This is a genomic window from Mycolicibacterium arabiense (genome assembly GCF_010731815.2).
In the GTDB taxonomy this organism is placed as follows: domain Bacteria; phylum Actinomycetota; class Actinomycetes; order Mycobacteriales; family Mycobacteriaceae; genus Mycobacterium; species Mycobacterium arabiense.
This window is the reverse complement of the sequence record NZ_AP022593.1, coordinates 5462557-5482313: the sequence shown is the minus strand read 5'-3', so window position 1 is coordinate 5482313 and position 19757 is coordinate 5462557. Positions and strand designations below refer to the sequence as shown.

Here is a 19757-nt window from a genome sequence, read left to right as displayed (position 1 = left end):
AGAGTCGCGCCGTGGCGCCAGACACCCGACCCGAACCCACCGGGACCATCACGCCCGCCCTGCTCGTCACGCTGGCGCTGCTGTCGGCGGTGGCGCCGTTCGCCACCGACCTCTACCTGCCGGCGTTCCCCACGATGGTCGACGACCTGCACACCTCGGCGACAGCCGTGCAATTGACGCTCACGGCGTTCCTGCTCGGCCTGGCCGCCGGGCAGCTGCTGTTCGGCCCCCTCTCGGACCGGTTCGGACGCGTGCGACCGCTGCTGGTCGGTGCCGCCGTGTGCGTCGTCGCCAGTGCCACAACCGTTTTCGCGCCCACCATCGAAGTGTTGATCGGCGCCAGGTTCGCCCAGGGGGTCGCAGGCGCGGCAGGCATGGTGATCGGCAGGGCGATCATCGCCGACCTGGCGTCGGGCAAGGCGGCCGCACGGGCATTCAGCCTGATGATGATCGTCGGTGGCGTCGCCCCGGTCATCGCACCGCTCGCAGGCGGTTTCCTGGTCGGCCCGATCGGCTGGCGCGGTGCACTCGCCGTCATCCTCGGCCTGTCCACGCTGATGCTGCTCGCCGTCGTCCTCGTCGTCCGCGAGACCCACACCGAACACCGGCGCGCCCAGCTCCGAGAGTCACGCGCCACGCTGGGCTCGCCACTACGCGACCTGCTCAGGCGCGTCTACCTCGGCCACGCCGTCGCGTTCTGCGGCGCGTTCGCGACGATGATGGCCTACATCTCGGCGTCGCCGTTCATCTACCAGTCGATGATGGGACTGAGCGCCGGGCAGTACGGCGCGATGTTCGGCGTCAATGCACTCGCCCTGCTCGGCGCGAGCGCGCTGTCGGCACGCCTGATCGCGCGCGTCGAGGTCCGCAGGGTGGCCGCGGTCGGCATGGCGTCGATCGTGACGGCGACCGTGGCGCTGCTGGCCCTGGCGCTGTCCCCCGCACCGGCCGGCTGGCTGGCGCTACCCCTGCTGGTGATCGTCGGCAGCATGGGCCTGATCTTCGGGAACACCACCGCACTCGCCCTTGGCGCCGCCCCGCGCGCCGCGGGCATGGCGTCGGCCGTTCTGGGCGCACTGCAGTTCGGCGTCGCCGCAGCGGTATCGCCGCTGGTGAGCATCGCCGGTGAAGACACGGCCGTCCCGGCCGCGATCGTCATGGTGTGCACCAGCGTGCTGGCGGTGACCAGCTTCGCGATCGCCGGCAGGCGCGACGACACCGCCGGCAGGCGCGACGGCTCTCGACACACCGCCACTGAGCGCCCGACCCCTCGAAAGGCGGTCGTTACCCTCGAGAGGCCATGACTCGACGTTGCGCCGTATCGCTCGTGCTCTGTGTCCTCCTGCTGGGATCGACGGGGTGTTCGCTGTTCTCGTCAGCCGGCCCGGCCGACGCGTTCCGTGCCTTCGCCGAGGCGTTGCAGCGCAAGGACGCGGGCGCCGCGGCAGCCGTCACCACCGACCCGTCCGCGGCCACGCCGGTCATCACGTCGATGTTCGACGGCATGCCCACCGACGCCACGCTGACCGTCGAGGCCGGCGAACCGGGCGACGACGAGAACCAGGCGACGTTGGCCTACCGGTGGTCGTTCGGGCCGGACAGGACGTTCGACTACGACGCCAAGGCCACCGCCACGCAGTCCGGTGACGACTGGCGCGTGCAGTGGGCGCCTGCCGTACTGCACCCCCGGCTGCGCGACGGCGTCTCGTTCCAGTACAGCGACGACAAGGACTTCCTCACCCCGGTCACCGACCGCGACGGCTTGCCGCTGATGACCTGGCAGACCGTCGGCGTGGTGACCCTGGCCCGCGAGCAGGCCGCGTCGGCAGCGGCACTGGCCCCGCTGCTGCAGCAGTTCGCCCCCACCATCACCGACGCGAGCATCGCCGAGCAGTTCGCAGGCACCCAGGACGACGTCGTCACCGTGGTCCGGCTCCGCGAGCCGGACCTGGCCGTCGTGCGCGATCAGCTGGCCCAGATACCCGGCGTCACCGTCTCCGAGCAGGGTGCGCTGCTCACCGCGAACCGAGACCTGTCCTCACCGGCGATCAGCGGGCTCGCCGACGTGTGGCAGCAGAAGATCGATGCCGCCGCGGGGTGGTCGGTCACCCTCGTCGGCGCCGACGGCCAACCCACCGACCAGCTCGCGTCGACGCCGCCCAAGGACAGCCCGCCGATCCGCACCACTCTCGACGGCCGGCTGCAACTGCTCGCCCAGCAGGCCGTCGCCGCGGAACCGCGCCCCGCGGTCCTGGTCGCCATCTCCCCCAGCACCGGCGGCATCCTCGCGGTCGCGCAGAACGCCGCCGCGAACGCCCAGGGGCCGGTCGCGCTGTCGGGCAGCTACCCACCCGGTTCCACCTTCAAGACCATCACCACCGCCGCGGCTCTGCAGGCAGGCATCGCCTCACCCGAGAGCCCACAGGCATGTCCGGGACGCGTCACCGTCGAGAACCGGACGATCCCGAACGACGACGAATTCGACCTGGGCACCGTCCCGCTCACCACGGCGTTCGCACGCAGCTGCAACACCACGATGGCCGTACTGTCCGACCGACTCCCAGCCGACGCACTGCCGAACATGGCCAAGCTGTTCGGCATCGGGGTCGACTTCGTCGTCCCCGGCATCACGACCATCACCGGTAACGTGCCCAACGCCGACACCCCTGCCCAGAAGGTGGAGAACGGCATAGGGCAGGGCACGGTGACCGTGAGCCCGTTCGGCCTCGCGGTCGCCGAGGCCAGCCTCGGGCACGGCTCGACCATCACCCCGACGCTCGTCGTCGGCGAGCAGACCACCGCCGACACGGAGTCGCAGCCCATCCCGCCGGAGATCGTGGACAGCCTGCGCGCCATGATGCGCCAGACCGTCACCGACGGCACCGCGACTGAGCTGCGTGACGTGGTCGGCCTCGGCGGCAAGACCGGAACGGCCGAGTTCGGCGACAACACCAGCTCACACGGCTGGTTCGCCGGGATCGTCGACGACATCGCGTTCGCGACGCTCGTCGTCGGCGGTAACACCTCCGCCCCCGCGATCACGGTCACCGGCGACTTCCTCCGCCCCGCGGTAGGCGGCTGAGCGGCGTTTCGCCCGCTCCCATCGCTCGTGTACGGGGAAGCTAGGGCCATGCGCGTCGACGGCCGGGACATCACCGTCTCGGGCGACCTGTTGCAGCCGCTGCACCGGCGCACCAACGACATCCTGCGGCTGCTGATCGCCACCGTCGTCCTGGCGATCATCGTGATGAGTTCGCTCGTCACCCGGCAGGACTGGGTGGCGCTGGAGGAGTCGATCTCCGACATCCTCGGGGTGCTCACGCCTGCCCAGTCCAACCTGGTCTACCTGGTCTACGGCCTGGCGATCGTCGCGCTGCCGTTCGTGATCCTCATCGGGCTCATCGCGACCCGGCAGTTCAAGCTGCTCGGCGCCTACGCCGCAGCCGGGCTGATCGCCATCCTCGCGCTGTCCATCACGTCCAACGGGATCGCAGCGCCGCAGTGGCACCTCGACCTGTCCGAACGGCTCAACACCACGCTGTCGCAGTTCCTCGACGATCCACGGTGGATCGCGATGCTGGCGGCGGTGCTGACCGTCTCGGGCCCGTGGGTGCCCGCCCGGTGGCGGCGATGGTGGTGGACCCTGCTGCTGGCGTTCGTGCCCATCCACCTCGTCGTGAGTGCGGTGGTCCCGGCCCGTTCCCTGCTCGGCCTCTCCGCGGGCTGGTTCGTCGGCGCGCTGACCGTGCTCGTCGTCGGGACGCCGGCTCTGGAAGTGCCCCTGGCCGCCGCCGTTCGGGCACTGGGCCGGCGCGGCTGCACCGTCTCCGAACTCCGCGTGGTGCGTCCCGCCGGTCCGGGGCCGCTGCTGATGTCGGCGTTCTGCACGGATGGCAACGGGCCCGCCGTCGTCGAGATGTACGGCCCCAACCAGCGCATCGGCGGCGCCCTCCGACAGCTGTGGCGGTACCTGACCCTGCGCAACGACGAGACCGCTCCCCTGCAGACCTCGATGCGCCGGGCGGTGGAACACCGTGCGCTGATGGCTATTGCGATCGGCGATCTCGAACTGTCCAACACCACGACCATGGCCGTGGCCGCGCTCGACCGCGGCTGGACGCTGTACGCCCACACCGACGCCGACGGCGAGCCGTTGACCGCCGCGGTGCCCGTCGACGTCCCCTGGCGGGCGTTGCGCGCGCTGCACGGCCATCAGATCTCGCACGGCGACCTGCGCGCCGGTGCGATCACCATCGTCGACGGCAAGGCGGTGTTCGGCGGATTCGGCCACGCCGAGTACGGCGCATCGGATGCTCAGCTGCAGTCCGACGTCGCGCAGCTGCTGCTGACGACCACCGCGCTGCACGGCGCCCAGGCCGCGGTCGCGGCGGCCAGCGCCGCGTTCGGTGCGGACACCGTACTGACCGCATCGCGTCGGCTGTCGAAATCAGCCATGCCGCAACGTCTTCGGAAATCCGTCAGCGATGCCAAGGCCGTGATGTCGACCGCGCGTGACGAGGTGAAGCGCCACACCGGGGCCGAGCGGATCCAGGCCGAGACCGTGACGCGGTTCAGCCGCAGTCAGCTCGTCCAGTTGGTGCTGCTCGTCGCCCTCGTCTACGTCGCGTACCCGTTCATCAGCACGGTGCCCGCGTTCTTCGCCGAATTGAGCAGCGCCAACTGGTGGTGGGCACTACTGGGCCTCGCGGTGTCCGCGCTGCGGTACGTCGGCGCGGCGTCGGCGCTGTGGGCCTGCGCGTTGGAGAAGGTCAGCCTGCTCAACCTGACGATCATGCAGGTGGCCGCCACCTTCGCCGCGACCACCACCCCCGCTGGCGTCGGCGGCCTGGCGTTGAGCACCCGGTTCCTGCAGAAGTCGGGGCTCGGCACCCTGCGCGCGACCGCGGCCGTCGCTCTGCAGCAGTCGGTGCAGGTGATCACCCACGTCACGCTGCTGATCTTCTTCGCCGCCTTCGCGGGAGCCTCGGCGAATCTCGAGCGCTTCGTACCCTCGGCCACGGTGCTGTACCTGATCGGCGGTGCCGCACTCGGCGTCGTCGGCGCGTTCCTGTTCATCCCCAAGGCGCGTAGGTGGCTGGCGACGGCGGTACGACCACGCCTGAGCGAGGTCGCGCACGACCTCGCCGAGCTGGCACGCGAACCGAAGCGCCTCGCGCTCATCGTGATCGGCTGCGCGACGTCCACTCTCGGTGCGGCACTGGCACTCTGGGCCAGCGTCGAGGCGTTCGGCGGCGACACCTCGTTCGTCACCGTGACCGTGGTCACGATGATCGGCGGAACCCTGGCCTCGGCCGCGCCGACCCCGGGCGGCGTCGGCGCAGTGGAGGCCGCGCTCATCGGTGGGCTCGCCGCGTTCGGAGTCCCAGCGGCGGTCGCAGTGCCGTCGGTGCTCCTCTACCGGGTGCTGACGTGCTGGCTGCCGGTGTTCATCGGGTGGCCGGTGATGCGGTGGCTGACCCGCAACGACATGATCTGACGCCCGCCCCCGGTCACGATTACGGGTTTGGCGGCCACCCCCAATACCATGGACCGAGAATGAACGCTCCCAATGCCACCGTTGCGACAGGCGGGCCGTCGGCACCCCGCGTCACCGCCGAGGCCACCCGCCGCCGCACCTTCGCCGTCATCAGCCACCCCGACGCCGGCAAGTCGACGCTGACCGAAGCGCTCGTGCTGCACGCCAGGGTGATCACCGAGGCCGGCGCGATCCACGGCAAGGCCGGACGCCGCTCCACCGTCTCGGACTGGATGGAGATGGAGAAGGCCCGCGGCATCTCCATTACGTCGACGGCGCTGCAGTTCCCCTACTCGACCGCCGGGCAGGACTGCGTCATCAACCTGCTCGACACCCCCGGCCACGCGGACTTCTCCGAGGACACCTACCGGGTGCTGACGGCCGTCGACGCCGCGGTCATGCTCATCGACGCCGCGAAAGGCCTTGAGCCGCAGACCCTGAAGCTGTTCCAGGTGTGCAAGCACCGCGGCATCCCGATCATCACGGTGATCAACAAGTGGGACCGTCCTGGCCGCTACGCGCTGGAGCTGATGGACGAGATCCACGAACGCATCGGGTTGCGCACCACTCCCCTGACCTGGCCGGTGGGCATCGCCGGGGACTTCAAGGGCGTGATGGACCGCCGCAAGGGCCACTACATCCGGTTCACGCGCACCGCCGGTGGCGCGACCGCCGCCCCCGAGGAGCACATCCCCGCCGACCAGGCTGCCGACGCAGCCGGGAGCGACTGGGAGACCGCGGTCGAGGAATCCGAGCTGCTGTCGATGGACGGCTCCGACTTCGATCCTGAGACGTTCCGCACCGGCGAGTCCTCCCCGGTGCTGTTCACCTCGGCGGCGCTGAACTTCGGCGTCAACCAACTACTCGACGTGCTGGTGGAACTGGCGCCCTCGCCGGGGCCCATCGTCGACGTGGAGGGACGGGCCCGTCCCGTCGAAGCGCCGTTCAGCGCGTTCGTGTTCAAGGTGCAGGCCGGAATGGATTCCTCGCACCGCGACCGCATCGCCTACGCCCGGGTGTGCTCCGGCACCTTCGAGCGTGGTGACGTGCTGACCCACGCCGGCACCGGCAAGCCGTTCGTCACGAAGTACGCGCAGTCGGTGTTCGGCCAGCAGCGCTCCACGCTGGACGACGCCTGGCCCGGTGACGTGATCGGCCTGGCCAACGCCGCGGTGCTGCGCCCCGGGGACACGCTGTATCGCGATGTGCCCGTTCAGTATCCGCCGATCCCCAGCTTCTCTCCCGAGTACTTCTCAGTGGCCCGCGGAACCGACCCCAGCAAGCACAAGCAGTTCCGCAAGGGGATCGAGCAGCTGGACCAGGAGGGTGTAGTGCAGGTGCTGCGCTCGGACCGCCGCGGCGAGCAGGCCCCGGTCTTCGCCGCCGTCGGGCCGATGCAGTTCGAGGTGGCCCAGCACCGGATGGCCGCCGAGCTGAGCGCGCCGATCGCACTGGAATCACTGCCGTACTCGGTGGCGCGGATCGTCGACCCCGCCGACGCCGAGTTCGTCAACAAGCAGCCGTCCGCCGAGGTGCTCACCAGGAGCGACGGCGTGATGCTGGCTCTGTTCTCGACGTCGTGGCGGCTCGAGGGCTTCCAGCGCGACAACCCCGGGGTGCAGCTGCGTTCGCTGATCGCGTCGGCCGAGGACTAGTGGTGTGGAGTGCGGGCGGTGGGATTCGAACCCACACGCTCTCTCGAGCACCGGCACCTAAAGCCGGCATGTCTGCCGTTCCATCACGCCCGCAACGCCGCGATCCTAACGCGGTACCGTTGACCCATGTCCACTACACGGCGTAGGAGGCCGGCGCTCATCCTGCTGGTGTGCCTCGGCGCCGCCGGATGCCTCGCGCTGGCGTGGTGGCAGTGGACGAGATACGAGTCGACGTCGGGCAGCTTCCAGAACCTCGGCTACGCGCTGCAGTGGCCGATGTTCGCCGGGTTCTGCTTCTACGCGTACTACAAGTTCGTCCGCTACGAGGAGGCGCCGCCGGTCAAGCCGAACCGCGGCGAGCTGACCGAGATTCCCGCGGGGCTGCTCCCCGAGCGGCCCAAGCCCGCACTGCCGGACGACGATCCGACGCTCGCGGAGTACAACGCCTACCTCGCCGAACTCGCCCGATCCAAGCAGACCGAGAACGACAGGACCATTCCATGACCTCACCCGATCCCGAGGCACCCGCGCAGCGCCCCCAGGCGTCCGATCCCGCGTCGCAGACGCCGAACGACACCATCCGCAAGGCGTTGACCGGCTATCGGGTGTTGGCCTGGGTGACGGGCGTGTGGCTCATCGCGCTCTGCTACGAGATGGTGCTGAAGTACGGGTTCGGCGACGACTCGCTCAGCTGGATCGCCGTCGTCCACGGGTGGGTGTACTTCATTTACCTGATCTTCGCGGCGAACCTGGCCGTCAAGGTGCGCTGGCCCATCGGCAAGACCATCGGCGTGCTGCTGGCGGGCACCATACCGCTGCTCGGCATCATCGTCGAGCACTTCCAGACGAAGAAGATCAAGGCGCAGTTCGGGGTCTGAGGTCGGCCAGCGCCGCCTCCTCCACCGCCGCGGGTTCGACGGGCCGTGCGATCGGGATGAGCAGCGCCAGCACCGCCGCCAGCCCCGCGACCGCCGCGGCGACCAGCAGCGCCGTCTGGAGCCCCGCCAGCGACGGCACCTGCGAGCCGGCGTGTGACACCGTCATTCCGGCGAGGATCGCGCCGATCACCGCACTGGAGATCGACGTGCCCAGTGACCGCGCCAGCGCGTTGATCCCGTTGGCGGCGGCGGTCTCCGACATGGGGACCGCCGCGTTGATCAGCGCGGGCATCGACGCGTAGGCGAACCCGACGCCGACCGAGACCGTGATGTTGAGCAGCATGATTTGCCACGGCGCGGCCAGGAGCGCGACGCCCGCGGCATAGGAGCCGGAGATGATCGCGGCACCGGCCACCAGCGTGAAGCGCGGCCCACGCACCGCGGCGATCCGCGCCGCGATGGGTGAGGCGACCATCATCGCGAGCCCGCCCGGTGCCATCCACAGCCCCGTCGCGAGCATCGACTGCCCCAGTCCGAAGCCGGTCTCGCGCGGCATCTCCAGGATCTGCGGTGCGACGAGTGAGAGGCCGAACATGCCGAACGCCACGGCGACCGACGCCACGTTGGTGGCGAGCACGGGTCGGCGCACCGTGGTCCGCAGGTCGACGGTCGGCGACGGTACGCGTAGCTCCCACCACCCGAAGACCGCGAAGACGACGAGCGACGAACCGAACATGCCCAGCGTCAGGCCGCTGGTCCACCCCCAGGTCTGCCCCTTCGAGATGCCGAGCAGCAGCGTCACCAACCCGGCGGCCAACAGCAGGGCACCGATCGGATCGAGGCGATCGTCGGAGCGCGACGGCACGTGCGGGACGAGTGTCGTGAACATGACCAGCGCCATGACGCCGAGCGCCGTGGCGAACCAGAACAGCACGTGCCAGTCGTAGTGCTGCGCGATCACCGCGGACAGGGGTAGTCCGAGCGCACCGCCGACGCCGAGCGAGGCGCTCATCAAACCCATTGCGCTGCCGACTTTCTCGGCCGGGACACAGGCACGCAGGACGCTGATGCCGAGCGGGATGATCGGGATGCCGAAGCCTTGCAGCGCCCGCCCGACGATCATCGGCAGCAGCGCCGTCGTCATGGCCGCGATCAGCGAACCGCCGATCAGCATCAGCGCGCAGGTGATCAGCATCGGCTTGGCGCCGTACATGTCACCCAGCCTGCCGAACACCGGCGTGGCGACCGCGGCGGTGAGCAGCGTTGCCGTGACGGCCCAGGACGCGTCGGATGGGCTGGCGTCCAGCAGCTTCGGCAGTTCGGGGATCAGCGGAATGATCAGCGTCTGCATCAGGGAGACGCTGATCCCGGCGACCGAGAGGACAGCGATCAGGATGGCCGGGTGCCGTGCGGTGAGCGCAGGCCGAGTCGACGACCCGGCGCTATTGGAACGACGGCGACCCACGTTGCGCACACTACACGTTAGCTACGCTATCGAAAATTTGCTGCTGCGGCGTCAGACGAGTGCGCGCAGTGCGGGCACCAGTTGGGCCAGCGCCCTGCCGCGGTGCGACGCCGCGTCCTTCTCCTCCGGGGTCAGCTCGGCCGCCGACCGCGACGACCCCTCCGGCACGAACACCGGGTCGTAGCCGAAGCCGCCGGAGCCGCGCGGCTCGAACGCGACCGCACCCGGCCACTCGCCTCGCACCACGGTCTCGCCGCCGGCGTGCGCGAGCGCGCACGCCGACACGAACGCCGCACCACGCCGTTCCACGGGCACGTCCTTGAGCTGGCCTAGCAGGAGCGTGGTGTTCGACGCGTCGTCGCCGTGCACACCCGACCACCGTGCCGACAACACGCCCGGCATCCCGTTCAGCGCGTCCACCGCGATACCGGAGTCGTCGGCGACCGACGGCAATCCGGTGGCGCGGAAGGCATCCCGGGCCTTGGCCAGGGCGTTCTCCTCGAACGTGGCCCCGGTCTCGGGTGCCTCGTCGAACGCAGGCACGTCGTTCAGCGACAGCAACCGCAGGCCGGTGACGCCTGCGGCGTCGAGTACGCGGTGGAGTTCGGCGAGCTTCTTGGCGTTGCGCGTGGCAACCAGCAGATCAGTCACGCCGGGTCAGCTTCCGAAGGCCTTCTTCGTCGGGCCCGTCGGCTCCGGGAGCACACCGGGGTACGGCAGTTCCAGCGCGGCGTTCTGCACCGCGAACAACTGCTCGCACGAGGCCATGGCCGCGTCGAGCATCTTGTCCAGCGTGGAGCGGGGGAACGTGGCGCCTTCGCCCGTGCCCTGGATCTCGACCAGCGTGCCGGTGTCGGTCGCGACGACGTTCATGTCGACCTCGGCGCGCGAATCCTCGGAGTACGGCAGGTCGACCCGCACGCGGCCGTCGACGACGCCGACGGACACCGCCGCGATCGCGCACGACAGCGGCCGCGGGTCGGAGAGCTTCTGAGCCGCGGCCAGGTAGGTCACGGCGTCGGAGAGAGCGACGTAGGCGCCGGTGATCGCCGCGGTCCGGGTTCCGCCGTCGGCCTGGAGTACGTCGCAGTCGAGGGCGATGGTGTTCTCGCCGAGCGCCCCGAGGTCGATGCACGCCCGCAGCGACCGGCCGATGAGGCGGCTGATCTCCTGCGTACGGCCGCCGACGCGACCCTTGACCGACTCACGGTCCGAGCGGTCGTGGGTGGCCGCGGGCAGCATCGCGTACTCGGCGGTCAGCCAGCCCTGGCCCGAACCCTTGCGCCATCGCGGCACGCCGTCGGTGACGCTGGCGGTGCACATGACGCGGGTCTGACCGAACTCCACCAGCACGGACCCGGCGGGGTGATTGGTGAAACCGCGGGTGATCGTCACCGGGCGCAACTCGTCGTCGAGGCGGCCGTCTTCTCGTCTGGACACGGCTCAACCCTAACGGCCGGGTCCGACCGATTGCAGGTTGGCTCAGGAGCGCGTGACGTCGTAGGACTCGTCGCACACCACGGCGTGCACCGGCCCGTCGAACTCGGCCTTCGCCTCGCCGATGACGTCCTCACGCGAGGTCCACGGCGGGATGTGGGTCAACAGCAGTTCGCGGACACCGGCTTTGGCGGCGGCGCGGCCTGCCTCGGCGCCGGAGAGGTGCAGCTTCGGCGGACGGTCGGGCGAATCGGTCCACGACGCCTCGCACAGGAAGACGTCCGCGCCGCTGGCCAGTTCGATCAGCGCGTCGCAGTATCCGGTGTCGCCGCTGTAGACGAACGTGGCACCGGACGGGTCGGTGAAGCGCATGCCGTAGGACTCTGTCGGGTGGCACAGCAGCCGGGGTAGGACGTCGAGCGCGCCGATCTGGACGTGCTCGCCGTCGGTCCACCGGCGGAGATCGAACACGTCGGTGAAGTCGTCGATCTCGCGGCCCTCGGGCGACGATGCGGCGCCGAGGCGGGCCCACGTCGCCTCCGGCCCGTACATGAGCGCGCGCCCCTTCGGCGGGGTCGGGTGGTACCGCCGCCACACGAATAGGCCGGGAAGGTCGAGGCAGTGGTCGGCGTGCAGGTGCGAGAGCAGGACCCCGACGGTGCCGGGATCGGCGTGCCGCTGCAGGGCGCCGAGGACGCCGCCGCCGAAGTCGAGGACCAGTGGTGGCGTGTCGGGCGCGGTCAACAGATATCCCGAGGCAGGCGAATCAGGCCCCGTCACACTCCCGGAGCATCCCAGAACGGTGATTCGCACGCTCACTAGCTTGCCATGCCCCGTCCCCATGTGACGAAAACATCACCGCTTTGGGCGTCCGGATTCACCGAATCGTCACCGTGTGACGTCTCACCTGGGAGGACGCCGAGAGAGACCCTGACTGCGATCCGGTCGAGGTGTGGCGCACACCTCAATTCAGCAAAGCGCGATCCGCCGGTGATCAGCGGCCGAGTTGGGGTGCCACGCCGCCCCTGCGCCGCTCCCGCGCCGTCCGCTCGGGACCGGAGAGCACGTAGGCCGCGACCACACCCGCGATCGCTCCGCACAGGTGGCCCTGCCACGAGACCCCGAACGTGCCGGGCAGCACGCCCAGCAACACACCGCCGTAGACGAACAGCACGATGACGCCGACGACGATCTCCCATGCCTTGCGCGTGAAGAAGCCGAAGACGATCAGAAACGTCAACCACCCGAAGATCAGGCCCGAGGCGCCGATGTGGTTGGTCTCCACTCCAGGAGGCGCACCGACGTTCCCGATCAGCCACGTGCCGAGCCCGCCGAGAATCCAGATGATCGCCGTGGCGTACACGAAGCGCGACATGCCTGCCAGCGTCATCAGGAAGCCGAGCACCAGGGCCGGACCGGTGTTGGCGACCAGGTGTTGCCAGTTCGAGTGCAGCAGCGGGGCGAAGACGACACCCCACAGGCCGTCGGTCTCGAGCGGCCGAATCCCGTTGTAGTCCAACCGGTGTCCGGTGAGGTTGTCCCAAATCTCGACGAGGTACAGCAGCGCGACGAACGTCACGACCGTCGCGGCGCCCACCACCCAGGCGGGGCGCCTGCCGGAACCGGACGGCGCTGCGGGATTCGGTGCGGTCATGCCCATAGCTGCCCTTCCAACGCGTCCTCGGCGTCGTCCAGGCTACCGGCGTACGCACCGGTCGACAGGTACTTCCAACCGGCGTCGCAGACGGTGAACGCGATGTCCGCCCGCTCGCCCGCCTTCACCGCCTTCGCGGCCATCCCCAGCGCGGCGTGCAGGATCGCGCCGGTCGAGATGCCGGCGAAGATGCCCTCCACCTCGACGATCTCGCGGGTGCGCCGAATGGCCTCGAACGCACCGACGGAGTAGCGGGTGGTCAGCACGTCCGGGTCGTACAGCTCGGGGATGAAGCCCTCGTCGATGTTGCGCAGGGCGTACACGCCTTCGCCGTAGCGCGGCTCGGCCGCGACGATCTGCACGCCGGGGACGCGCTCGCGCAGGAATCGCCCCGCCCCCATCAACGTCCCGGTGGTTCCGAGACCCGCCACGAAGTGGGTGATCTCGGGCAGGTCGGCCAGCAGTTCGGGACCGGTGCCGTGGTAGTGCGCCTCGGCGTTGGCGGGGTTGCCGTACTGGTAGAGCATCACCCACTCGGGGTGTTCGGCGGCCAGCTCCTTGGCGGTCGCCACCGCGGTGTTCGAGCCGCCCTCGGCGGGCGAGAAGATGATCTTCGCGCCGTACAGCTCGAGCAGCTGGCGCCGCTCGATCGACGTGTTCTCGGGCATGACGCAGATCAGGTGGTAGCCCTTCAGCAGGCACGCCATCGCCAGCGAGATGCCGGTGTTGCCACTCGTCGGCTCGAGGATCGTGGCGCCCGCGGGTAGCAGCCCGTCCCGTTCGGCCCGCTCGATCATCCGCAGTGCAGGCCGGTCCTTGATGGACCCGGTGGGGTTGCGGTCCTCGAGCTTGGCCCACAGCCGCACGTGCGGCGCGGTGTCGGTGTCCTCCCACTGCGGGGAGAGCCGCTGCAGCCCGACCAGCGGGGTGTTGCCGAGGGCCTGCAGCAGTGAGTCGAACCGGGCCACGGGTCAGCCGCCGACTGCCCCGCCCGCGACGGCGGGCAGGATCGTCACCGAGTCGCCGTCGGAGATCGTGGTGTCCAGACCGCCAGAGAAGCGCACGTCCTCGTCGTTGACGTAGATGTTGACGAAGCGATGCAGCTTGCCGGGCCTTTCCGCGTCGACCAGCTTTTCGGTGATGCCGGAGTAGTTGGCCTCGAGGTCGTCGATGACGGCCTTGAGGGTGTCACCGGAGGCGCTCACGCGCTTCTCCCCGCCGGTGTGGGTGCGCAGGATGGTCGGGATCGACACGCTGACGGTCATGGGCTCGGTCCTTTCGTTGCCGTACTGGACGGTTCGGTTTCGGTGAAGTCGGGAGAGTCAGTACCGGTCGACGACCGTGACCGGCTCTTCGGTGACGACGCCCTCGACGATGCGGTAGCTGCGGAGTTCGTGAACCTCGGGGTCACGAGTGGAGATCAGCACGTAGTGGGCGTCGGGTTCGGAGGCGAACGAGATGTCGGTACGGCTCGGGTACGCCTCGGTGCCGGTGTGGGAGTGGTAGATGACGACGGGCACCTCGTCGGCCTCGTCCATCGCGCGCCACACCTTGAGCTGCTCGGCGGAGTCGAAGCGGTAGAAGGTGGGCGACCGCTCGGCGTTGAGCATGGCGACGAACCGTTCCGGCCGGTCCGAGCCGTCCGGCCCGGCGACGATGCCGCAGGCCTCGTCGGGGTGGTCGGCGCGGGCATGGGCCACCATGGCGTCCACCAGATCGCTACGGATCACCAGCACCGGTCACTTCCCCTTCACTCGCCGAACGCTCCGGGCAACATGTCACGGTAGGTGGGTATTCCTGCCACCGCCTCGGCGGCGAGCACGCCGACCATGACCGCACGGGCCAGACAGTCGGCCGCCGCGGCGCCGACGGCGGCGGTCAGCTTGGTCTCCGGCGACATCGCGGCCGGGGTGTCGCTCGCGGGCTCGACCTCGATGGCGCCGGTCGCCAGCGCGAACACCGAGTCACCGTCGAGTGGCGTGTGCACCGGCCGGATCGTGCGGGCGAGGCCGTCCTGGGCGGCCACGGCCATGCGGTGACATGCGGCGGGGCTGAGCAGTGCGTCGGTCGCGACGACGGCGATCGTGGTGTTGAAGGGCGACAGTTCGGCGTCGCGCTCGCGGAAGGCGTCGACCTCCTCGGGCGGCGGCGGGACGAGGCCGAACTCCCGCGCGTACTCGACCATCCACGGCAGGCCCGTGCGCGGATCGGCGACGTTGCCCGCCGAGTTGACTGCGACGATCGCACCGACGGTGACGCCGATGTCGTCGAGTCGCATCGACGCCGTGCCGAGACCACCCTTGAGCGCGCCTGCGCGGGCGCCGACCCCGGCCCCTACGGTTCCGACCGCGACGGACGGCCCCGCGGCCTCGGCGGCCCGCTCGCCGAACTCGGCGGTCGGCCTGCACTGCCAGCCGCCGACGGGCAGGTCGAAGATCACCGCCGCGGGCACGATCGGCACGAGACCGCCGTCGAGTGCGACACCCCGCTCGCGGGTCTCGAGCCACTGCATGAGGCCGTCGGCCGCGGCAAGTCCGAACGCGCTACCGCCGGTCAGCATCACCGCGTCCACGTAGCGCACGCTGTTGGACGGGTGGAGCAGATCGGTCTCCCGCGTGCCCGGCGCACCGCCGCGCACGTCGACGGCGCCGACCGTTCCCGGCGGAGTGAGCACCACGGTGGTGCCGGTGGCCCAGCCGGAGCCGAGCGTGGCGTCGTCGTCGAGCCGGTGGTGGTGGCCGACCATGATGCCCGCGACGTCGGTGATCGAGCCGAACCCCGAACCGGTCATCGTGGGTCGCTCATCGGTGCGACGAGTTCATCAGTCCCAGCACCAGGTACTCCTGCAACACGGTCAGCCACTGGTAGACGTCGAGGTGCCCTGCCATCGGGTGCTCGGCCGGCAGCCGGTCGGGCCCGTCGGCGCCGATCTCGAGCATCGTTCCCAGCGCCAGCCGCACGTCGTTGACCGCGCTTGCCCAGCAGTGCGCGTCGTCCTCGGTCAGCTCGAACTTCCCGCCCGTGGAAGGCAGCGTGTCCAGCAGGCGCTGCGCTGCTTGGCGTTTCGCGTCGATGATCGCCGGCTCGTGCAGGCTGCGCAGCGCCGCGTTCAGGCTCTCCGCGGTGCGCGAGCCCGCGGGATGCTCGGTGGCGGGGCGGTAGAAGTCCGGCAGCAGCCGCCGCATCGTGTCGTCCTCGGGCGGCTTCGAGTTGCCCGTCTTCATCCCGGTGAGTTCTTCGAGTTCGTCGGTGGGCGAATCGGATTCGCGGTCGGCGAGCATCTCGATCAACGACGAGACGAGGTTGCGCACCAGCGCCGCCTCGTGCGCCGCGAGCGACGATCGGTACCGGGGGCCCTCAGCGGTGTCGACCCGTTTCCACTTGCGCACCCGCCGGCCTCAGCGGTCCTGCTGCATGGAGGCCCACAGTCCCGCGGCATGCAACTTGGACACGTCTGCCTCCATCGATTCGCGGCTACCCGCCGACACGACCGCCTTGCCCTCCTCGTGCACCTGCATCATCAACTTGTTGGCGTGCGGCTCGCTATAGCCGAACAGCTTCTGGAAGACGTAGGTGACGTAGGACATCAGGTTGACCGGGTCGTCCCACACGATCGTCACCCAGGGTGCGTCGGTGGCGGTGTCCTCGGCTGCGACGGCGTCGGCCGATCGCTCCTCACGGGTACCCGGACGGGTCCGTGCTGGGGTAACCATGCCGCCTAGGATAGCGAGTGGGTTCCGGCGGGCAGGAGCGCAGCGACCCGGGGATTGGATCGGCGCTGATCGACGCTGGAGTACCAGCGGCTACGGTTGGGCGTGTGGCTACCTCGTCGACGGCGATGTTCACCGACAAGTACGAACTCACGATGCTCGCCGCGGCACTTCGCAACGGGACCGCGCATCGCCGGACCACCTTCGAGGTCTTCGCCCGCAGGCTGCCCGACGGTCGCCGTTACGGCGTCGTCGCGGGCACCGCACGCCTGGTGGAAGCCTTGTCGCAGTTCACGTTCGACGCCGCCGCGCTGAGCCTGCTCGACGACTTCCTCGATCCCGACACGCTGGCCTACCTCGAGGGCTACCGCTTCGGCGGCGACGTCGACGGCTACCCCGAGGGCGAGCTGTACTTCCCGGGCTCCCCCGTGCTGTCGGTGCGGGGCACCTTCGCCGAGTGCGTCCTGCTCGAGACGCTGGCCCTGTCGATCCTCAACCACGACAGTGCCATCGCCTCGGCCGCGGCCCGCATGGTGAGCGCCGCCGAGGGCAGGCCGCTGATCGAGATGGGGTCGCGCCGCACCCATGAGGAAGCCGCGGTCGCGGCGGCCCGCGCCGCCTACCTCGCCGGTTTCTCCGGGTCGTCGAACCTCGCGGCCGAGCAGCGCCACGGCGTTCCCACGATGGGCACCAGTGCTCACGCCTTCACGCTCCTGCACGCGTCGGCGAGCGGAACGGACGAGAAGGCGGCGTTCGCAGCCCAGGTCGACGCGCTCGGCGTCGGCACCACGCTGCTGGTCGACACCTACGACATCGCGACCGGCGTCGCCAACGCGGTCGCGGTCGCCGGTCCCGAACTCGGTGCCGTCCGCATCGACTCCGGCGAACTCGGGGTGCTGGTCCGGCAGGTCCGCGACCAGCTCGACGGGCTCGGCGCGACGGGCACGAAGATCGTGGTCTCCAGCGACCTCGACGAGTTCGCGATCGCCGCGCTGCGTGCCGAACCTGTCGATTCCTACGGCGTCGGCACGTCCGTGGTCACCGGCTCGGGCGCGCCGACGGCGGGCATGGTCTACAAGCTGGTCGAGGTCGACGGCATCCCCGTCGCCAAGCGCAGCAGCCACAAGGAGTCTCACGGCGGCGGCAAGCAGGCGCTGCGGCTGGCCAAGCCGTCGGGCACCGTCGTCGAAGAGGTCGTCCACCCCGCCGGGCGCGCGCCGTCGGCACCCGAGGGGCTGGTAGCGCGTGAACTGGCGGTGCCGATGGTCCGCGGCGGTGACGCGGTCGCGGACTTCTCCCTGGAGGCCGCACGCGCGCGGGTCGCCGCAGGACTGGTGAGCCTGCCGTGGGACGGGCTGAAGCTCTCCGGTGGCGAGCCGGCCATCCCGACCCGCATGGTCGCCCCCGAGGGCACGTGACCCCGATGCCCAAGGGCTCCGACTCGGGCCGCGTGACGGAACTGCTCGCTGCGGCCGTCACCGCGCTGGGCGGCGCCGAGCGCACCGGCCAGGTCCAGATGGCCCAGGCGGTCGAGCACGCGTTCAGCACCGGCGAGCACCTCGCGGTTCAGGCCGGCACCGGCACCGGCAAGTCGCTGGCCTACCTCGTGCCTGCCATCGCCCATGCGCTCGACGCGAACCACCCGGTCGTCGTCTCCACCGCGACGATTGCGCTGCAGCGCCAGCTCGTCGATCGCGATCTGCCGCGTCTGGCCGATGCGCTGGCCCCCGAACTTCCGCGCCGTCCCGAATTCGCATTGCTCAAGGGTCGCGGCAACTACTTGTGCCTCAACAAGATAAACGGTGGATCCACCGCCGAGCCGGATGACCGGCCGCAGGAGGAACTGTTCGACGCCGTGGCGTCGACGCAGCTCGGTCGTGACGTCAAGCGCCTCGCCGAGTGGTCGTCGGACACCGAGACCGGGGACCGCGACGAACTCGCGCCCGGCGTCCCGGACCGGTCGTGGAGTCAGGTGAGCGTCTCGGCGCGCGAGTGCATCGGCGCCACCCGTTGCACCTACGGCACCGAATGCTTCGCCGAGAAGGCGCGCGCCAAAGCGGGCACCGCCGACGTCGTGGTCACCAACCACGCCCTGCTGGCGATCAACGCGATCTCCGAGGTGAACGTGCTGCCCGAGCACGACATGATCGTCGTCGACGAGGCGCACGAACTCGTCGACCGGGTGACCAGCGTGGCCACCGCCGAACTCTCGGCCACCTCACTCGGCATCGCACTGCGGCGCGCTGCGCGCCTCGTCGAACCCGAGATGGCGCAACGACTCGAAGCGGCGATCGCCACGTTCACCTCCGCACTGCACGACGAGGAGCCGGGCCGCAAGGACAGCCTCGACGAGGAGATGGCGACCTACCTGACGGTGCTGCGTGACTCCGCCGACAAGGTGCGCTCGGCCATCGACACCGCGCCCAGCGACCCCAAGGCCGCATCGGCGCGCACCGAGGCGGTGACGGCCCTGACCGACCTCAGCGACACCGCGACGCGGATCCTGACGTCCTACGGCCCGGCCATCCCGGACCGCACGGACGTGGTGTGGCTGGATAGGGAAGAAGTCCGGGGCACCACCCGCGTCGTGCTGCGGGTGGCACCGCTGTCGGTGGCGGGCCTGCTGCGCAACCGGATCTTCGACCAGCAGACCGCGATCCTCACCTCGGCGACTCTGACGGTCGGCGGCACGTTCGATGCGATGGCCCGGTCCTGGGGGCTGAAGTTCGGCGACGACGACGAGGGTGCGCCCTGGCGTGGGCTCGACGTGGGATCGCCGTTCGCCCATGGGAAATCGGGGATCCTCTACGTCGCCGCGCACCTTCCCCCGCCCGGCCGCGACAGCGTGGGATCGGCCGAACAGCTCGACGAGATCGAGGCACTGGTCGCGGCCGCGGGTGGCCGCACCCTCGGACTGTTCTCGTCGATGCGCGCCGCGCGCGCCACCGCCGAGGTGATGCGCGAGCGGCTCGACACCCCGGTGCTGTGCCAGGGCGAGGACACGACGTCGGCGCTGGTGCGACGGTTCGCCGCCGACGACGAGACCTCGCTGTTCGGCACGCTGTCGCTGTGGCAGGGCGTCGACGTACCCGGTTCGTCGCTGACGCTGGTGATCATCGACCGCATCCCGTTCCCCAGGCCCGACGACCCGCTGATCACGGCCCGGCAGCGCGCCGTCGCCGCCCGCGGCGGCAACGGCTTCATGGCGGTGGCGGCGAGCCATGCCGCGCTGCTGCTGGCTCAGGGCGCCGGGCGGCTGCTGCGCAGCGTCGACGACCGCGGCGTGGTCGCGGTCCTCGACTCGCGCATGGCCACGGCCCGCTACGCCGGCTACCTACGGGCGTCGCTACCGCCGTTCTGGTCGACGACGGACGGCGCGCGGGTCAGGGCGGCGCTGGAGCGCCTGCGGTCCTGACCGACGC

At 70.2% G+C, this 19757-nt stretch carries 19 protein-coding genes and 1 tRNA gene; 8 read left to right on the top strand and 12 right to left on the bottom strand.

The features are described 5' to 3' along the window. Positions 1-11: 11 nt before the first annotated feature. The 4 genes from G6N61_RS28105 to G6N61_RS28090 are packed head-to-tail and all read left to right on the top strand — an operon-like array spanning position 12 to position 7191. Entirely contained in the window at positions 12-1304 is a 1293-nt protein-coding gene (locus G6N61_RS28105) for a multidrug effflux MFS transporter (RefSeq protein WP_163924144.1), read from the top strand. Next, positions 1301-3082 carry a penicillin-binding transpeptidase domain-containing protein gene (locus G6N61_RS28100; protein ID WP_163924143.1) on the top strand — a complete coding sequence of 594 codons (1782 nt, stop codon included), beginning with the start codon at positions 1301-1303 and terminating at the stop codon, positions 3080-3082. Before G6N61_RS28105 ends, G6N61_RS28100 begins: the two co-directional genes overlap by 4 nt. Positions 3083-3130: 48 nt before the next feature. After that, the gene (locus G6N61_RS28095; protein WP_163924142.1) at positions 3131-5497 is read left to right on the top strand and encodes a lysylphosphatidylglycerol synthase transmembrane domain-containing protein; all 2367 of its coding nucleotides are present in this window, start codon (positions 3131-3133) and stop codon (positions 5495-5497) included. 59 nt (positions 5498-5556) lie between these two features. Next, positions 5557-7191, top strand: coding sequence for a peptide chain release factor 3 (locus tag G6N61_RS28090; RefSeq protein ID WP_163924141.1), 1635 nt, complete (start codon positions 5557-5559; stop codon positions 7189-7191). Between the two features lie 10 nt (positions 7192-7201). Here the strand turns inward: G6N61_RS28090 and G6N61_RS28085 are convergent. Continuing rightward, positions 7202-7284: transfer RNA gene (locus G6N61_RS28085), tRNA-Leu, on the bottom strand. A 33-nt stretch (positions 7285-7317) separates the two neighbouring features. On the opposite strand from G6N61_RS28085, the gene G6N61_RS28080 reads away from it, so the two are divergent. Together G6N61_RS28080 and G6N61_RS28075 are read left to right on the top strand one after the other, a co-directional pair. Beyond that, positions 7318-7695 carry a hypothetical protein gene (locus tag G6N61_RS28080; RefSeq protein ID WP_163924140.1) on the top strand — a complete coding sequence of 126 codons (378 nt, stop codon included), beginning with the start codon at positions 7318-7320 and terminating at the stop codon, positions 7693-7695. After that, positions 7692-8069, top strand: coding sequence for a DUF3817 domain-containing protein (locus G6N61_RS28075; protein WP_163924139.1), 378 nt, complete (start codon positions 7692-7694; stop codon positions 8067-8069). The genes G6N61_RS28080 and G6N61_RS28075 overlap by 4 nt, the downstream gene beginning before the upstream one ends. Here G6N61_RS28075 and G6N61_RS28070 read toward each other — a convergent pair. The 11 genes from G6N61_RS28070 to clpS all read right to left on the bottom strand — a co-directional run bounded on the left by G6N61_RS28070 (position 8047) and on the right by clpS (position 16338). Beyond that, on the bottom strand, positions 8047-9534 hold the full coding sequence (locus G6N61_RS28070) for an MFS transporter (RefSeq protein ID WP_264077447.1): 1488 nt from the start codon (positions 9532-9534) through the stop codon (positions 8047-8049). The two genes, G6N61_RS28075 and G6N61_RS28070, sit on opposite strands and share 23 nt — an antisense overlap. 51 nt (positions 9535-9585) lie before the next feature. Continuing rightward, positions 9586-10185: an RdgB/HAM1 family non-canonical purine NTP pyrophosphatase gene (gene rdgB / locus G6N61_RS28065; protein ID WP_163924138.1), complete on the bottom strand. Its 600-nt coding sequence runs from the start codon at positions 10183-10185 to the stop codon at positions 9586-9588. 6 nt (positions 10186-10191) lie between these two features. Continuing rightward, entirely contained in the window at positions 10192-10974 is a 783-nt protein-coding gene (gene rph, locus G6N61_RS28060) for a ribonuclease PH (protein ID WP_163924137.1), read from the bottom strand. Between the two features lie 42 nt (positions 10975-11016). Then, the gene (locus tag G6N61_RS28055) at positions 11017-11790 is read right to left on the bottom strand and encodes a cyclic nucleotide-degrading phosphodiesterase (protein ID WP_163924136.1); all 774 of its coding nucleotides are present in this window, start codon (positions 11788-11790) and stop codon (positions 11017-11019) included. A 175-nt stretch (positions 11791-11965) separates the two neighbouring features. Then, positions 11966-12631 (bottom strand): rhomboid family intramembrane serine protease, encoded by a 666-nt coding sequence (locus G6N61_RS28050; protein ID WP_163924135.1) that lies wholly within the window; start codon positions 12629-12631, stop codon positions 11966-11968. Beyond that, positions 12622-13593: a PLP-dependent cysteine synthase family protein gene (locus G6N61_RS28045; protein ID WP_163924134.1), complete on the bottom strand. Its 972-nt coding sequence runs from the start codon at positions 13591-13593 to the stop codon at positions 12622-12624. The genes G6N61_RS28050 and G6N61_RS28045 overlap by 10 nt, the downstream gene beginning before the upstream one ends. A 3-nt stretch (positions 13594-13596) precedes the next feature. Further along, positions 13597-13890 (bottom strand): MoaD/ThiS family protein, encoded by a 294-nt coding sequence (locus G6N61_RS28040; protein WP_163924133.1) that lies wholly within the window; start codon positions 13888-13890, stop codon positions 13597-13599. A 57-nt stretch (positions 13891-13947) separates the two neighbouring features. Further along, positions 13948-14361, bottom strand: coding sequence for a M67 family metallopeptidase (locus G6N61_RS28035; protein WP_163924132.1), 414 nt, complete (start codon positions 14359-14361; stop codon positions 13948-13950). A gap of 14 nt (positions 14362-14375) precedes the next feature. After that, complete coding sequence (locus G6N61_RS28030; protein WP_163924131.1) at positions 14376-15416, bottom strand: P1 family peptidase; 1041 nt, start codon at positions 15414-15416, stop codon at positions 14376-14378. Between the two features lie 10 nt (positions 15417-15426). Next, the gene (gene aosR, locus G6N61_RS28025) at positions 15427-16014 is read right to left on the bottom strand and encodes an oxidative stress transcriptional regulator AosR (RefSeq protein WP_163924130.1); all 588 of its coding nucleotides are present in this window, start codon (positions 16012-16014) and stop codon (positions 15427-15429) included. 9 nt (positions 16015-16023) lie between these two features. Then, the gene (gene clpS, locus G6N61_RS28020; protein ID WP_163924129.1) at positions 16024-16338 is read right to left on the bottom strand and encodes an ATP-dependent Clp protease adapter ClpS; all 315 of its coding nucleotides are present in this window, start codon (positions 16336-16338) and stop codon (positions 16024-16026) included. Between the two features lie 104 nt (positions 16339-16442). On the opposite strand from clpS, the gene G6N61_RS28015 reads away from it, so the two are divergent. Next, positions 16443-17753 (top strand): nicotinate phosphoribosyltransferase, encoded by a 1311-nt coding sequence (locus tag G6N61_RS28015; RefSeq protein ID WP_163924128.1) that lies wholly within the window; start codon positions 16443-16445, stop codon positions 17751-17753. Between the two features lie 5 nt (positions 17754-17758). Further along, positions 17759-19750, top strand: a complete 1992-nt coding sequence (locus G6N61_RS28010) for an ATP-dependent DNA helicase (protein WP_163924127.1) — start codon at positions 17759-17761, stop codon at positions 19748-19750. The last annotated feature ends 7 nt before the right edge of the window (positions 19751-19757 follow it).